General features: G+C 67.4%; 16 protein-coding genes. 9 read left to right on the forward strand and 7 right to left on the reverse strand.

Annotated elements, in window-relative coordinates:
* Positions 1-394 (forward strand): methionine adenosyltransferase (locus B1A74_RS12890; protein ID WP_244269223.1); only part of this gene is annotated, 394 nt, incomplete at its 5' end.
* A gap of 147 nt (positions 395-541) precedes the next feature.
* On the forward strand, positions 542-1,096 hold the full coding sequence (locus tag B1A74_RS12895; RefSeq protein WP_026289070.1) for an SPOR domain-containing protein: 555 nt from the start codon (positions 542-544) through the stop codon (positions 1,094-1,096).
* On the opposite strand, the gene B1A74_RS12900 is transcribed toward B1A74_RS12895, so the two are convergent.
* From B1A74_RS12900 to B1A74_RS12910, 3 genes are all read right to left on the reverse strand, one after another.
* Positions 1,093-1,995, reverse strand: a complete 903-nt coding sequence (locus B1A74_RS12900; protein WP_077244863.1) for a complex I NDUFA9 subunit family protein — start codon at positions 1,993-1,995, stop codon at positions 1,093-1,095. The two genes, B1A74_RS12895 and B1A74_RS12900, sit on opposite strands and share 4 nt — an antisense overlap.
* A 55-nt stretch (positions 1,996-2,050) precedes the next feature.
* Positions 2,051-2,284, reverse strand: coding sequence for a hypothetical protein (locus B1A74_RS12905; protein WP_024329694.1), 234 nt, complete (start codon positions 2,282-2,284; stop codon positions 2,051-2,053).
* Between the two features lie 99 nt (positions 2,285-2,383).
* Positions 2,384-3,622: an MFS transporter gene (locus tag B1A74_RS12910; protein WP_077244864.1), complete on the reverse strand. Its 1,239-nt coding sequence runs from the start codon at positions 3,620-3,622 to the stop codon at positions 2,384-2,386.
* Positions 3,623-3,720: 98 nt separating this feature from the next.
* Here B1A74_RS12910 and B1A74_RS12915 point away from each other — a divergent pair, with 98 nt between their 5' ends.
* The 3 genes from B1A74_RS12915 (at position 3,721) to B1A74_RS12925 (ending at position 5,728) form a co-directional block, all read left to right on the forward strand.
* Positions 3,721-4,071, forward strand: coding sequence for a rhodanese-like domain-containing protein (locus tag B1A74_RS12915; protein ID WP_077244865.1), 351 nt, complete (start codon positions 3,721-3,723; stop codon positions 4,069-4,071).
* Positions 4,072-4,580: 509 nt separating this feature from the next.
* Complete coding sequence (locus tag B1A74_RS12920; protein WP_244269224.1) at positions 4,581-5,222, forward strand: hypothetical protein; 642 nt, start codon at positions 4,581-4,583, stop codon at positions 5,220-5,222.
* A 2-nt stretch (positions 5,223-5,224) separates the two neighbouring features.
* On the forward strand, positions 5,225-5,728 hold the full coding sequence (locus B1A74_RS12925; protein WP_077244866.1) for a GlcG/HbpS family heme-binding protein: 504 nt from the start codon (positions 5,225-5,227) through the stop codon (positions 5,726-5,728).
* Positions 5,729-5,770: 42 nt separating this feature from the next.
* Here B1A74_RS12925 and B1A74_RS12930 read toward each other — a convergent pair whose 3' ends face one another.
* Together B1A74_RS12930 and B1A74_RS12935 are read right to left on the reverse strand one after the other, a co-directional pair.
* Positions 5,771-6,109: a DUF3634 family protein gene (locus B1A74_RS12930; RefSeq protein ID WP_077244867.1), complete on the reverse strand. Its 339-nt coding sequence runs from the start codon at positions 6,107-6,109 to the stop codon at positions 5,771-5,773.
* Positions 6,109-6,528, reverse strand: a complete 420-nt coding sequence (locus B1A74_RS12935; protein ID WP_077244868.1) for a universal stress protein — start codon at positions 6,526-6,528, stop codon at positions 6,109-6,111. The genes B1A74_RS12930 and B1A74_RS12935 overlap by 1 nt, the downstream gene beginning before the upstream one ends.
* A 129-nt stretch (positions 6,529-6,657) precedes the next feature.
* Between B1A74_RS12935 and B1A74_RS12940 the strand changes: the two genes are divergently transcribed.
* Together B1A74_RS12940 and B1A74_RS12945 are read left to right on the forward strand one after the other, a co-directional pair.
* Entirely contained in the window at positions 6,658-8,823 is a 2,166-nt protein-coding gene (locus B1A74_RS12940) for a hypothetical protein (RefSeq protein WP_077244869.1), read from the forward strand.
* A gap of 85 nt (positions 8,824-8,908) precedes the next feature.
* The gene (locus B1A74_RS12945; protein WP_024329686.1) at positions 8,909-9,838 is read left to right on the forward strand and encodes a sulfurtransferase; all 930 of its coding nucleotides are present in this window, start codon (positions 8,909-8,911) and stop codon (positions 9,836-9,838) included.
* A gap of 29 nt (positions 9,839-9,867) precedes the next feature.
* On the opposite strand, the gene B1A74_RS12950 is transcribed toward B1A74_RS12945, so the two are convergent.
* On the reverse strand, positions 9,868-10,908 hold the full coding sequence (locus tag B1A74_RS12950) for an esterase/lipase family protein (protein WP_077244870.1): 1,041 nt from the start codon (positions 10,906-10,908) through the stop codon (positions 9,868-9,870).
* A gap of 136 nt (positions 10,909-11,044) precedes the next feature.
* Here B1A74_RS12950 and B1A74_RS12955 point away from each other — a divergent pair, with 136 nt between their 5' ends.
* A complete protein-coding gene (locus tag B1A74_RS12955; protein ID WP_244269225.1) occupies positions 11,045-13,159 on the forward strand; it encodes a diguanylate cyclase in 2,115 nt (704 codons plus the stop codon).
* A 192-nt stretch (positions 13,160-13,351) separates the two neighbouring features.
* Here the strand turns inward: B1A74_RS12955 and B1A74_RS12960 are convergent, their stop codons facing one another.
* The gene (locus tag B1A74_RS12960) at positions 13,352-14,005 is read right to left on the reverse strand and encodes a rhodanese-like domain-containing protein (protein WP_077244872.1); all 654 of its coding nucleotides are present in this window, start codon (positions 14,003-14,005) and stop codon (positions 13,352-13,354) included.
* A 162-nt stretch (positions 14,006-14,167) separates the two neighbouring features.
* Here B1A74_RS12960 and B1A74_RS12965 point away from each other — a divergent pair.
* The coding region (locus B1A74_RS12965; RefSeq protein ID WP_279625496.1) for a FimV/HubP family polar landmark protein at positions 14,168-14,950 on the forward strand (783 nt) is incomplete at its 3' end.

Raw genomic sequence — 14,950 nt, forward strand, 5'->3', positions numbered from 1 at the left:
CTCGGCCGAGGCCGGTGACGACGGGCAGACCGGTCGCGGCAATCGGGCGAACGGCCTGATTACCCCGTCGCGCCCGATGACCATCGAGTCCTTCGCCGGCAAGAATCCGGTCACCCATGTCGGCAAGCTGTACAACGTGACGGCCACCCATATCGCCGAGGCGATCGTGGCGGAGATCGACGAAGTATCGGATGCGCAGGTGGTGCTGGTCAGCCAGATCGGCATGCCGGTGGACCAGCCGCAGATCGCCGATATCCGCCTGCGCGCCGAATCCGCGGAACAGGCCGCGGCCCTGGCGCCCCGCGCCGAGGCGATCGCGCGCCATCATCTCGCCCGGGTCGGTTCCCTGTGGGAAGGCCTGCTTTCGCAGAACCTCGCCACCCAAAGCCTGTAACCCTCGAATCGATCGCTCAACAGCCTGGCATTGTCCTTGCGTGATCCAGGCTGAGGGGAGCGGACGCGTCGAATTTTTGTCGTTCGCGCATGCCGGACCCCGCGATCACAAAATGGCGGTCCTGACGCCATGGAGGAGGGTAACGAGATGATCAACCTGCTAATCACCCGTCGGCAACTGTTCCTGGCGGTCTTCGGGGCGCCGATTGCAACGGTGCTGCTGTTCGTCCTCGGCGTTTATTCGGGCGCCGCGATCGGTGCGCCGAACCACACCGGTGTCGAGGATCCGACGCCATCGGTGGCGGCTGACGCCAGGGACGAGGCCGATGTTCGCGCGTTCTCGCCCGCCGCTCTGGCCGCGCGCCTGGAACATGATGCCGGGCCCGCCGAGCCGGTAACCCCGATGAACGTCGAGAAATCGGCGGAGGCGCATGATGAAGCCGATGCCAGCGAGCGATACTCGATCCAGGCGGGCGTGTTCTCCGAACGGGCGAATGCAAGGCAGCTGAGCAGGGAACTGGGGACGCGCGGCTATGACAGCCAGCTGGAGGTCGTGGACGTACCGGAACACGACAGCGAGCACTTCCGGGTCCGGATCGGCTCCTTCGACAGCCGCGCAGCCGCGGAGGAAGCCATGGAGGCCTACCGGGACGACCAACAGGCGGATGCCTTCCTCGTGTCCCGGGCGCCGGACCGCTCCTAAGTCGTCGGCAGGCACTCGGGCAGGGAGGCCTCCAGCGAGCGCGGCGTGATGCCGAGGTCGGCGAAGGTCGCGCAGGTGCCGCTGGTGATCGTGTCCTGCTGCATGAGGTAGACCTGGTCCCGGGTCAGGGGCGCGCGGGGCAGCCATGAAGTCAGCCCGGCGGCGAGGTGCCAGAGGAGAAACGGTACCGGCACGAGCACCCGGGGCTGCCCCAGGTGTTCCAGCACCCGGTTCACGATCTGGCGGTACTCCAGGATGTCCGGGCCGCCGAGCTCGAACACCCGGTGTCCGGCCGGCGGCTCGTTGAACAGGGTGGCCACGGCCTGCGCGACATCGGCCACGTGCACCGGTTGCAGGCGGGTGTCGCCGCGGCCGAACAGCGGCACCATCGGCAGCCGCGCGAGGGCTGCGAGGTTGCGCAGGAACGCATCGCCCGGGCCGAACAGCACGCTGGGCCGGACCATCAGGGCGTCGCGGAATTCGGTGGTCACCGCGGCCTCGCCTTCGCCCCGCGCACGGATGTAGGCGGAACGCGAACCAGCGTCGGCGCCGATGCCGGAGATGTGCACCAGGTGCTCCACACCGGCCTCGCTCGCCACCCGGGCGAGCCGGGCGGCGCCCTCCACGTGGATGGTGGTGAAGCGCAGGTCGCGCTGCTCCACGTACAGGCTGACGGCGTTCACTACACCTTTCGAACCCGCCACGGCCCTGGCCACGTCGTCATCGTTGCGGATGTCGGCGCTGCAGTGTTCCACCCGCTCGTGCCGTTGCAGGTCGGCCGGTAGCGCCGGGCGGCGCGAGGCGATGCGCACGGCGTGTCCGGCATCGAGCAGCTGGTACACGATCGTGCGGCCGAGAAAGCCGGTGCCGCCGAATACCGTGACCTGGTCCTGGTCCATGGGGAGCCTCCTTCACCGTCCGTGAGCCTCTTGAGGCTGAAAGGCTCGCCGCCGGCTACAGGCCGATCAGCTGGGCGTGCACGCCGCTGGCGGTGACCGTGTCGAGCAGGCGATGGCTGTTGATCCGCTCCGGGTCGTATTCGACAACGATCAGGTGTGGTTTCTCCTCGTGGCTGGATGCCGCCATCACGCCGCTCATCTCGCGCAGCTCGTCCTGGATACGTTCGCGGGCCTCGGCGTTGATGGTCTCGTCGATGTGAATGGTTACATCGACCATGTTGTTGCTCATGATGGCCTCCCGGGTTCAACCCTGCGCATGTCTTTCCCTGAAGGATAGACGTTCGCCCCGGATGCTGTGGTCCGGCCTCGCGGCCGTGGGCTTCGGGGGTCAGGCATCCGCCTCCGCGCGGTGGCGGCGGTACAGGCGCAGGGCCGTCAGGCCGACCAGTGCCGAGGCCAGCCCGCCGATCACGAAGACATGCGCGGGGGTGGCGCCGGCCGGGCCGGTGAGCACCCAGAACAATACCGGCGCGACCAGCATGGCGGAGAATGATAGGAAATTGCTGGCGGCGATGAAACGCCCGCGCCGCTCCGCCGGGCTGTGGCCCTGCAGGTAGGCGGTGATCGGCACGATGAAGAACCCGGAGGCAACGCCGAGCAGGGCCATCAGCACCAGGGTGGCCGGGTAGCTGTCGACGGTGAAATACAGCAACGCGCTGATCAGGGCGGCCGCGATCATGCCGGCCGGGGCATGGTGCATGGCGATGCCGCCGCGCGACAGATAGCCGGCGAGGATGCTGCCGGTGCCGATGCCCAGGGCCAGGGTCGTCAGGATGACGCCGGTGGCCAGCTCGCCCAGGCCCAGGTGCAGCTCGGCGAACAGCGGGACGTTGAGCTGGTACAGCGTGCCCAGGGCCCAGAACCACGCGATGCCGACGACCACCAGGAACAGCACCCGCTGCGGCCGGATCTCGGCGATCGACTGCACGACGGTGGCGAACGGGTTCAGCCGGAACGGTGCCGGGTTGTTGAGCGCACGGGTGGGGGTGACGAAGAAGCTGGTGACCAGGCCCGTGAGTGACAGCGCCACGATCACGACCGCCGGGATCCACAGCGCCTCGCCGGCGAACTCCATCACGAAGCCGGCCAGCGCGGTACCGAGGATGATCGCCAGGAAGGTCCACAGCTGGATATGCCCGTTCGCGCGCGACAACTGCGCGTAGCGCACGATCTCCGGGAGGATGCCGAACTTCACCGGGCTGAAGAAGGTGCTCTGCAGGCCCATCAGGAACACCGTCACCAGCAGTCCGGGGAAGTAGTCGATGATCAGCATGACCGCGGCGGTCAGCAGCACCACGGCCTCGGCCGAGCGGGTGGCGACGATCACCGCCTTCTTGCTGTAGCGGTCGGCGATGTAACCGGCCCACGGCGAGAACAGCACGAACGGCAGCAGGAACACGAACCCGACCAGGCTGTAGTAGAACGTGCCTTCGCCCTCGGCGACGAACTCGCGCAGGGCGATGAAGATGACGACCAGGCGGAAGAAGTTGTCGTTGAGGGCATTGATGAAGACCGTCGCCATGTGGGCGACGAAGCCCGGCCTGCGGACGTCGGAGGTGTCGGCCATGGGTGCATCCCGGAGGTTTCGCGCACGCGTATCGTTGCAGATTGCAGGCACCGCCGATCTCCCCGCAAGCTCGAACCACCCATATCCGAGGAATCGTCATGAGCCGTTTCGAAGAACGCATCACCCGCCTGGAACAGACCCTGCCGCACGTGGAGCCGGCGGAGCTGGCGCGCTGGCGGGAGGCCGGTGAACCGCTGCTGCTGGTGGACGTGCGCCAGCCGGAAGAGGCGCAGGGAGCGTCCATCGAGGGGGCCGTGAACATCCCCCGGCCCAAGCTGGAGGCCAGCATCGAGTCACATCTGGAGGATCCGGCGCAGCCCGTGGTGGTGTTCTGTGGCGGGCGCGGGCGCTCCCATCTGGTGGCCGAGAGCCTGCGCGCGATGGACATCGACGCGCGTGTGCTGCGCGGCGGATTCGCCGGCTGGCAGGAATATCAACAGGAGTCGTAACGGATACCGGTGTGGAGGAAGCGGCAGGGCCGGCGAGTCAGCGCGTGGCACGACCTTTGCTCATTTTGTTGGCTGATTTGTCGGAAAGTCTTGCTGAGCCTCTCCGACCGGATGGGTTGTAAAAAGGGCCGCCGGGTCGGTGCGGGGGGCACCGAGAGCCGACGGCAAAATCCAGAAGAGATGGAGGAGAGAAGGGGCCAGGTGGCCCCTGCATGGCGAACCGACGCTGAGCTGCCGTCGACTCGACAGTGGGAATTGTACACGGCCGCAAATTGGAATCAATCCATATTCTCAATTTTTTGGATCTGATTTTCCCCTTTTTACAGTGACTTGCGAGCGTTCGGGTGTCACAGGTGGCATTTTTGTGTATTAGCAGCTGCCAATATGAGCAGTCTAGGGCGTGGCCAGATCGGCGGCATCGGCATGTGGCCGCGTCATGGCGGGAAATACGAGTTGGCAGGGAGATTGCTTTTTTCCGGGCAGGATCATCAGCAAGAGGCCGACAGACCATGACGATGCACCCGAGAATGATCGATTGCGGCGGTCACCTGGACGCCGAAGCCCGTAAGCAGCACGAGCGTGAGCAGGCGGTCTTTCAGCGCCTGCTGGAGTCCCACGACACGATCCGCAGGGAGCTGGAGTTCATCGAGGGGGGTACCCGGACGGTGACGACGGCAACGGACCCTGAACTGGCCGCGTTACTGCGCGTTCACGTCCCGGAGCTGCATCGGCGGCTGCGCGAGAGCGCCCACCTGCGCGACCGTGATCCGCTGTATCGCACCCTTTTTGAACAGCGCGGCCGCATCGAAGTGCACGTGGAGGAGCGGCCGGATGGCGTGGTCGTGGACGAAGTCAGCGAAGATCCGGATCTGGAGCAAAAGCTGCGGCAGCACGCCACGCTTGTGAACACCTTTCTGCTGGCGGCCCGGGAGGTGGCCAGCCAGTATCCGCCGATGGCGGATGAACCGGTTTCCGAACGGATCGGTCAGTGGCCTGAACGGAGACGGAATCGCGGGGCCATCGCCCGGGCAGGGTGGTGTCCCGCCGCACTTGAGCCTCTCGGGTTGCCCTTGTCCTTCGGTTTCTTCGTTTGCGAAAAGCCCGAAAACCATCTAAATGGAAGGGCGAACTACACCAACCCCGGAGGTTGAAGATGACCCGTTCAATTGGAGCTGCACTTGCAACGGGGGCCCTGATGGCGCTGGCCGCCGCACCCCTTCACGCCGATTCGGCCACGTTCAACACACCCAGCCTGACACCCGAAATCGCGACCAAGGCCGTCGAGGCCGCGGTAGATGCCTGTCGTGATCGCAACGCACAGGTGACCGCGGCGGTGGTCGACCGCTTCGGGACGACCCAGGCTCTCAAGCGGGATCGGTTCGCCGGTCCGCACACCGTTGGCACTGCACAGAGCAAGGCCTGGACGGCGGTCAGCTTCCGTACCGATACGCTGGAGCTGCGCGATGATGCCTTCCCGGGCGAAGTCAGCTACGGCATCCAGCACCTGCCCAACGTCACCATCCTGGGCGGCGGCGCTCAGGTCACCTCCGACGGGCGCATCGTCGCGGGCATCGGGGTGTCGGGCAGTCCCAGCGGCGATGTCGACCACCAGTGCGCCATGGATGCGATCGACGCCATCCAGGACGATCTGCTCTGACAGTGCACCATCCGGCCCTGCCCGTACCGGGGAGGGCCGGTTTCAGCGGCGCTTCTTGCGCCCGCGCCGGCGGCGGCCGACCTTGACCCGCTCCGCCGCGGCCTGCAGATGCGCACGGGCCTCTTCCGGCACCCGGCGCGAACAGCGCACGCGAACGCCGTCGCGGCCACGCACCGCGGTGATCCTGCCGCCCTGCAGCCCGTGGCGGCTGACCACCTCGCGCACCGCGTGCAGGAAATTGCGCGGCGGATCCCCGCGGGTGGTGTGTACGCTGCCGTCTTCTCCGATCACCACGCTGAACAGGATGCTCACCTGCCATACCAGCAGAACGGCGGCGATGATCAGAAAGCCGATCATCAGCACAAAGGCGATAAACATCATCAGCGCAGCACGAAGACCGAAACCGGGAGGCGCCGGGCGAGCTCACCCGCATTCGAACTGATCAGATGCAACCGGTCGGCCACGCCCGGGATGTGCGAGGCCATCACCACCAGATTGGCATCCAGTTCCTTCTGCGCCTGAGCCAGCTTGTCATCCAGCTCCACCGCCACGTCGTTGCTGTGCATCAGCTTCGAATCGGTGCGAATGCCGTATTTCTCGCCCTGTTCGCGGGCGAAGTCCGCCAGATGCCTTTCCATTTCCTCCGGGGTCCGGGCGGCTCGGTTGGCCAGGCTCCCCGAAACCGTCACGTAGTACACCGTGGCGTCGTACTCCCGTGCCATCCTGGCCGCGATTTCGAGGCTGTTCTGCAGCTTGTCGGTGTGTTCGAGATCCACCGGGATCATGATCTTTTCAAACATGGTTGTTTCCTTAACGGTTCGGTCGGCCCGCCCGACCTTCCAGCCGTATAGCAGATTCCGGCGGGGCGGGGCAGTCGGCTGACGGCCACGGTGATATGGTTTCACAGTTTTCGTCCCGGAGGATATGCGTTGGCAGCGGAAACAGGGGGCGGGGAAGACCCGTACAAGGTCCGGCTAACCCCGGCGTTCTCCGTACTGGTGGGGGGGCACCGCGGGCAGCGGCTGGAGCGCAACTGGCTGTCGCACGGGGATGCCGAAGCCCGCCGGGCCAGTCTGCAGGCCACCCTGGAGCGGGTGCTGCGGCGGCTGTACGGCGCGGCCGCGGAACGTTTCGCCAGTACCGATGCGGTGTATGCGGACGTGTCGCCGGTGATGCGGCTGATCACCGGGCGTGCCACCGGGACCAACGAGCTGGCGCGATCCGCGGCCGCGCGCCTGGACGTGGACCTGCATTTGATGTCCACCAGCCCCGAGACGGCCGGCGAGCCGGGAGCGCATGCCCGCCGTGGCGTGGTGCTGGGGGCCGAGCCCGTCCATGGTGCGGAGGACCCGCCCGAGTCGGTGCACCGCCTGCGGGATGACCTGGCGCTGACGTTTTCGGACATGCTGGTGGCCGTGTGGGACGGGCAGGAACCCCACGAGGTCACCAGCGGCGCGGGGCAGATGATCCGCGACGCGGTGATGCGCCGACAGGGGGTCCTGCTGCTGTATCTGGACCCGGAGCAGGACACGCCACAGCTGATGATGCTGACGGCGGCCCGGGTGACCGACGCGGCGCTGACCCGCCTGGACGTGATGGAAGTGACCCCGGCGGCGCTGCTGTCGCTGTTCGACCCGGTGGAACTCGACTCCCGCCGGATCGACGAGTGGCTGGAACGCATCCTGTGTCCGTTCGCCCCGGCCCTCGACGAGAACACCACCGAGAACCGCCTGATCCGGCGGATCGATGACCAGGTGGGGGTGGGGCACTACGTCGTCTGGTGGGGGCTGTGGCTGCTGGGTCTGGCGGGCGTGACCCGACGTCGCCGGCGCCCGCCCGGGTTATGGAACTGGGTGACCGGCAGCTGGATGTGGCTGCACGCGATGCTGGAGCCCCCGGCGCGCAGCCAGCCCTCGCGCGTGGTGGAACTGCTGCAGACCGATGCCCGCGACGAAGTGCGGCGCCACTGGCTGGTGAACCGTCTGCATGCGGCATCCTCCGCGCTGGCCATGCTCGACCTCCCCGGGGCACTGCGGGCCCTGCGCCCGCGGCCGTCCCGGGGCAATCGCTACAACGCCGTGCGTCCGAGCCCCGAGCGCGAGGCCGAGCACCCCATCCGCGAACCGGCGTTCGAACACTTCTTCAATTGGTCCGACGAGCAGGCGAGCATTTTTGCCACGCGCCACCAGGACGACACCTGGATGATCTACTACGCGGCGGCGATGGCGGTGTTCGCCGCGGTGGCCGGGGCTCTGCAGGTGTGGCCGGCGGCGCCCGGCGAGGTGCCCTATTTCTGGATCGCGGTCGAGTTCGTGCTGCTGCATTTCATCGTGCGGCGCGTGCTGAAGGCCCGCTACCGCGATCACCACGGACACTGGATCCGTTTTCGCTTCCTCGCCGAGCAGCTGCGTTATCTGCGTCTGGGGTATCCGTTACTGGTGCTCCCGAAGACGTTTTCCGCACCGTACTGGCGGCCGGAGAACCGCCGCCCCGAGGGCCGCCCTCTGGAACTGCATTCGGAGCTGGAGAGCGCCGAACTGTGGGTGCTGCAGCGCTTGCTGGTGGCCGAGGGCATGCCGCAGGACCGCCGTGGCCGCGTGCCCTACCGGATGAGCGAGCACAACGAGGCGGCGCTGGATTACATCCACGACGTGCTGGACGAGCACCGCGAGTATTACCGCCGCTCGGCCCACAACCTGGAGATAAACCACAAGTACCTGCACCGGCTTGCGTTCACGCTGTTCTTCGCGACCTTCCTGGTGGTCACGCTGCACTTCTTTTTCCACTTTCCGTGGAGTCTGTTCTTTACCGCGTTCTTCCCCGCCTGGGGCGCGGCCATCCATGGCATCCTCGCGCAGAACGAGGTCGTGCGCATGTCGGCGATGTCCGGCCAGGTCTGGCGCCAGCTCCGTACCCTCGAGGAGGCCTTCGCCCTGCACAAGCAGGTGCAGGAGGACTACGCCGTCGAGCAGACCCGCTGGATGCGCACCGAGGAACTGCGCGAGCTGGTGGGCGCGGCGACGCACATCCTGTCCGACGCCAACCGCTACTGGCGTTCCCTGCTGCGCCACAACCAGGCCGACCTGCCGGGCTGAATGCATGCCGGGCGCAGGGGAATAAGCCGGCCGGCGCGGGCGTCAACCATTTCGACTCAGTTTTTTGCAGCGCAAAAGGTAAACCATGCGATCACCCTTCCGGATCCTGACCCTCACTCTCCTGCTGGCCCTGGCGGCCGGTCCCGCAATGGCCGAAAAGGCCGACTTCCTGGTCAATGCCGACTGGCTGGAACAGCACATCGACGCCCCGGACCTGGTGATCCTCGAAGTACGCTATCACCCGCATCGCTACTACACCGTGGGGCATATCCCCGGGGCGGTTCAGGTACAGCGGTTCAAGGATCTCGGCGACAACAGCCGCAATCCCATCATGCATTTCCCGTCGCGCGAGCAGTTCCAGGAAAGCCTGCGCAGCTGGGGCGTCAATGACGACTCCACCATCGTGCTGTACGACGATTCGGTGACCGCGCTCGCAACCCGTGTGTACTTCCTGCTGGACCTCTACGGTTACGATATGGACCGGGTGAAACTGCTGGACGGCGGTACCAACGAATGGACCGCGTTCAACACGCTCTCTACCGATGCGCCCGAGATCGAGCCCGGCAACGTGACCCTGGAAGAAGCCAGGGACGACCTGGTGGTCGAGTGGACCGACATCTACGACGACGTGGTCGCGCGCCGCGACGATGACGTGGTGCTGCTGGATTCCCGCCCGGAAGATCACTACACCGGCGAGACGGTGACCGGAGCCCCGCGTGGCGGGCACATCCCGGGTGCGATCAACATCGTCTCGCTGGACGGCGCCAACGGCCAGACGCACCTGTGGGACACCATGGACGAGCTGGAGGAGCTGTACGCCGATCTGCCGCGCGACAAGACGGTCTACGCGTACTGCCACGACGGTTTCCGCCAGACCATGGCCTACATGCAGCTCAAGGCCCTGGGGTTCGAGGACGTGCGCCTGTATGACGGTGGCTGGGCCCACTGGGGACGTGCCAAGTCCCTGCCCGTGGTCGAAGGCGACGAGCCGCTCGGCGGCGACTTCAGCCTCTGAGGCCTCCGCTTCGGGGGCAGCAGGTGGCGTCAAGGACGGTGTAGCCCCCGGCGCCACTGCTCCAGGATCTCCAGCACGGGCTCGATCGCCGGCGGGGTGTCCGTCAGTGGTGTGGGTACCAGCAGGCCGCGGTGCGAGCCTTCCACGACCAGTGGTTCCGGGTGTCCCTCCAGGGCCAGGGAGTCGACCGGGACCACGCCGTCGCCCAGGCCTTCGCCGGTCTGGTCCAGCCAGTCGGCGATGCGGCGGGGCAGCTCGGGGGCGTCCAGCTGTTCCCCCATCTGCTGCAGGCTGCGTTCCATTTCGGGCGTGGGTTCGGCCAGCACACCGCCGATGATGCGTACCGGAATGTCGTCGGGCCACGGGCGGGCGTTGAGCTCGGCCAGGAACCGGCTGTCCGGTCGCAGGTCGATCTTGGCCGCGCCGGTTCCGTCGCGCAGTCCGGCGAACAGCGAGAACCGCTCCTCGCGGATATCGGCGAACCATTCGCGCAGCTCCAGCCACATGCGCAGCCGGGCCCATTCCGAGCCGTGGTTGGGCGTGGCGATCAGGATCACGCCGTCCACCGGCGGCCCCTCGATGCGCGGCTCGCCGTCGGCCGGGTGCCGCCAGCGGGTGATGAAATCGCGGATCACCAGTCCACCCATGGAATGGCCGATCAGGATGACCGGATGATCGGCGTCCAGGTCTTCCCAGCGCTCCGCCAGCAGGTCGGTGCTGCGGTCAATGGCCTGGTCGTTGGGGTAACGGAATTCGACGGGATTGAAGCCGGCGGTGTCCATGGCGGTGGCCAGCTCGTCCCAGATGTTGCCGGGCTCGTCCAGTCCGTGCAGCAGGATGGCATCCGGAGCCGCGGAGTCCGGATAGCGCTGCGAGCGCGGGATGAAGCCGAGCAGTTCGTCGGGCAGTTCCATGGCCTCGGGGAACCACTGCTCCAGGCGGTCGTGGACCTCCACGCGCAGTTCCCGCTCCTGCTCGGGCTGAAATTCGCCCCAGAGCGCCCAGACCCCCAGAGCGAACAGGGGCAGGGCGATCAGCATCAGCAGGGTCAGCCGCAGACGACGCTTCATGGATGTCTCCTGCAAACCGGGGGCCCGGTTCTTTTCATGGTAGTGGTCACCTCATAACGTGCGGGCGTTTTCCGTGTCTATACTGGGATCCGCGTGCCGCCATGCCACGCCGAACGCCAGCCGGGGGTCGAATGCCGTGAACGATACAGAACGACAGCCCGTACTCCCCGCGACCTTCGCCGGGTCCTCGTCCGTGCCGGTGGGCGAGATCGCACAGCGCGATCTGGTGCGCTGTGCCCCGGATGAGAGTGTCGCGGAGGCGGCGCGGCGCATGCATCGGGCCCGCTGCAGCTCGGTCGTGGTCGTGGGCGAGGACGACCGCCCGCAGGGCATCTGGACCGAGCGCGACGCCCTGCGCCTGGATCCAGCGCGGGTGGAAGAACGCGACCGCCCCATGGCCTCGGTGATGACCTCGCCGGTGCGCAGCGTTTTCGGCTCGGTGTCGGCGACCGAGGCCCACGGCATCATGACCGAAGCGGGCATCCGCCACCTGCTGGTGATCGACGACGACGGCCGGCCCTTCGGCATCATCTCGCAGACCGATCTGGCGCTCAGCCACGGGGCCGAGGCCTACCTGCGCCTGCGCGAGGTGGGCACGGCGCTGGGGGGCCGCCCGCTGCGACTGGAGGCAGCACAGCCGTTGTCCGATGCGACGCGCGCGATGTCGCGGGCCGGGGTGGCGGCGGCGGTGGTGTCCTGGGCCGACGACGGGCCGCCGGGCATCCTGACCGAGCGCGACGTGGTCCGTCAGCTGATGTGCGCGGCGGAGGATCCGTCGGTGGCGGAGGTCGCCAGTCGGCCTCTGCTGACGGTGGATACCGAGGAAAGCCTGTTCCGCGCGCGCCAGATGATGCTGGAGCACGGCATCCGCCGCCTGGGGATCACCGATCCGGAATCCGGCGAGGTGCTGGGGCTGGTGGGGTTCGCCGAGCTGCTGGCGTCCACCCAGTCGCGGTTGCTGGAAGAGCTGGGCGAGGCTCTGCGCCAGGCCCGCGACGAACTGCGCCTGGCGCGGCGTCAGGAACGCCGGTTCGAGGAGGTGCGCAAGCGCGCGCCGGTGGGGCTTCTGATCCTCGACTCGGCGGGCATCATTCAGGATGCCAACCCCATGGTCGGCCGCCTGCTGGGACGCGATCCGCTGACTCTGATCGGCTGCCCGCTGGCCGATCATCTGCCGGAGCAGCCGGCGCTGTACCGCGCGCTGGACGAACTGCAGGCCGGCAACGACGAGGAGCTGCGCCTGGAGCTGCGGCTGGAACACCCGACCCGGAAAGATCGCGAACAATGGGTGGAGGTCGCGGCCTCGGTCTTCCGCGAGGCGGGGGATACACCGCACATGGTCAGCATGGTCCTGGCCGACATCAGCGACCGCGCCGAGCGCCGCGCGCTGGAGGCCGAGCAGCGGCTGCTGGCCACCGCCTTCCACACCACCCATGCGCTGCTGATCTGCGACCCGGACGGGCGCATCGAGCGGGTCAACCCGGCCTTCACCGAGACCACCGGTTATACCCCCGAAGAAGTCATCGGGGCCACGCCGGCGATCCTGTCGTCCGGGCGGCACGACGCGGAGTTCTACCGCGAGATGTGGACCCGCCTGCAGGCCGAGGGCCGCTGGCAGGGCGAGGTATGGAACCGGCGGCGCAACGGCGAGGTGTATCCGCAGTGGGAGTCGATCACCGCGGTGTACAACGACGCGGGCGAGCTGGAGCACTACGTGGCGGTGTTCCATGAGATCACCGAACAGAAACGCCTGGAGGCGGAGCTGGAGCGCTTCGCCACCCACGATCGCCTGACCGAGATCTACAACCGGGCCAAGCTGCACGCGCTGCTGGAGCAGGCTCATGCCGAGCGGGAGCGCTACGAAACGGCGTTCTCCCTGATCATGTTCGATGTCGACCATTTCAAATCGGTCAACGACACCTGGGGGCATCTGGCCGGGGACAGCGTGCTGCGCGAGCTGGCCGACCGGGTGCGCACGGTGCTGCGTTCCACCGATCACTTCGCGCGCTGGGGCGGGGAAGAGTTCCTGGTGCTGGCGACGCATACCGACGCCGAGGGTGCCTGGACCCTGGCCGAACGCATCCGTCGGGTGGTCGAGGACAAGCCGTTCGATATTGTGGGCGGGGTAACGATCAGTCTCGGGGTGGCCGGTGCGGAGCGGGGAGAGAGCCTGCGGCGGCTCGAGGAGCGCGCCGATCAGGCGCTTTATCGCGCCAAGCGTGGCGGGCGCAATCGGGGGTGTACGGCCTGAGGCCCGGCCTCCCACCGTTCCCCCGCCCCGTAGGAGGCAAGCCCCCTGGCCGATCTGGCGCGGGAGATGGGCCGGACGGGGAATCGGCCGGAGGGCCGGCCTCCTACCGTTCCCCCGCCCCGTAGGAGGCCAGCCCCCTGGCCGATCGGGGCCGACGACCCACCGGGGCAAATCGGCCGGAGGGCCGGCCTCCTACCGGCCTTCGACGGTAGTCAGGCCCAGGGTGTGCCACATCTGCATGCCGCCGCGGTACCACTTGATCTTGTGGCCCGGGTACCCGAGGTTGGTCAGCGTGCGGATGTTGGTGGGCGACTGGCCGCACCACGGGCCGTTGCAGAACAGCACCAGGGTCTTGGCGTTGGAGAAGTCCAGCAGGTCCCAGTGATCCATCACGCTGAACTTGTCGAGCATGATGTCGCGTACGTCCGCGGGCTCGGCGTCGCCGTCGATGTCCAGTTTCTGCCAGGGGATGTTGATGGCCCCGGGGATGGTGCCGGCGGCGTAGTCGTCGGGACCGCGCGAATCGATGATCAGCAGGTCGTCGCGCTCGCCGAGCTGGCCAACATACTCGAGGAACTCCGCCTCGCCGAGGGTTTCCACGCCGCGGCCCAGATCCATGGGCTGGACGCAGAACGGCGGGCAGGGGCGTGAGGTCTTCGCGAACTCGTTGTCCAGCCGGTTCTCGGTGTCCTGGATGCGCTGGATGGTGACGGTCTCGTCACCGTGCGGGACCTCCAGCGATTGCAGGTCCGGGGTGATGCCGACTTCCAGCGCCGAAGCGGGCCCGGCGAGGCCCAGGGTGAACAGGCCGGCCAGGGCCAGTCCGGGGGCAAAACGTTTCTTCATCTTCTCCTCCACTGTGGTTGTGTTGGCAAGCCGGGATTGTGAGTCAAACGGTGCCGGCTTGCACCCTGCCGGTCGGGGTTTCCTTCAGCACGGCTTGCACGGGCCGTTACCCTCCTCGAGGCCACGGTTCGTGGCCACCGGATTTCGATAGAGGGTTCAGGTTTGGATCGACGGGCGAAACACAATCGCAATGGCTCCCGACTGGCGGGCACCGCGCGCGGCCTGAGCCTGGCGCTCGGTCTGGTCGCCGGAGGCGTGACGCCGGTGCTGGCCGAGTCGCCCGACCGGCCGACGCACGAGGTGCAGCGCGGCGACACCCTGTACAGCATCGTGCAGACCTTTGATCTGCCCCCCGGCGTGTCGGTCAACGAAGCCATGCTCGCCTTCCTCGAGGCCAACCCCGAGGCCTTCGCCGAACAGAACGTGAATACGCTGCGGGCCGGCACGGTACTGGAGCGGCCGCCGGAATCGGTGTTCGCCCGGCGTGACCGGGACAGTGCCCGCGCCGAGGTCCTGCGTCACATCGAGAACTGGGACCCCGGCGCCGTGCGTGTGGAGGACCGGTTCGAAGCGGTGGACGAGGGCGGCGAGGGCATGTCGCGTGCCGCGATCGAAGAACGTCTGGCCTCGCGCGATGCCGAGATCGATGAACTGCGCGAGGCGGTGGAGGAGCTGCGGTTCCTGCTGGAGTCGGAGCGTCTGGATGCGGGGACCGACGCCGCGGCCGAAGAGTTGCGCGAGCAGATGGAACAGGACCTGGACACCCTGCGCACCGAGCGCGATCAGCTGCGCGACCGCCTGGTCGAAGTCGAGGAACGGCTGGTCGAGGTGGAAAGCCGCCCGGGCCCGGACGAGGTGCCGTTGACCGAACAGCTGACCCGTCCGCCGGTGCTGGTGGCGCTGGGGTCCATGGCGCTGGGCCTGGGCCTGTTCCTGGTGGCCGGC

The organism is Thioalkalivibrio halophilus, assembly GCF_001995255.1.
GTDB lineage: Bacteria > Pseudomonadota > Gammaproteobacteria > Ectothiorhodospirales > Ectothiorhodospiraceae > Thioalkalivibrio > Thioalkalivibrio halophilus.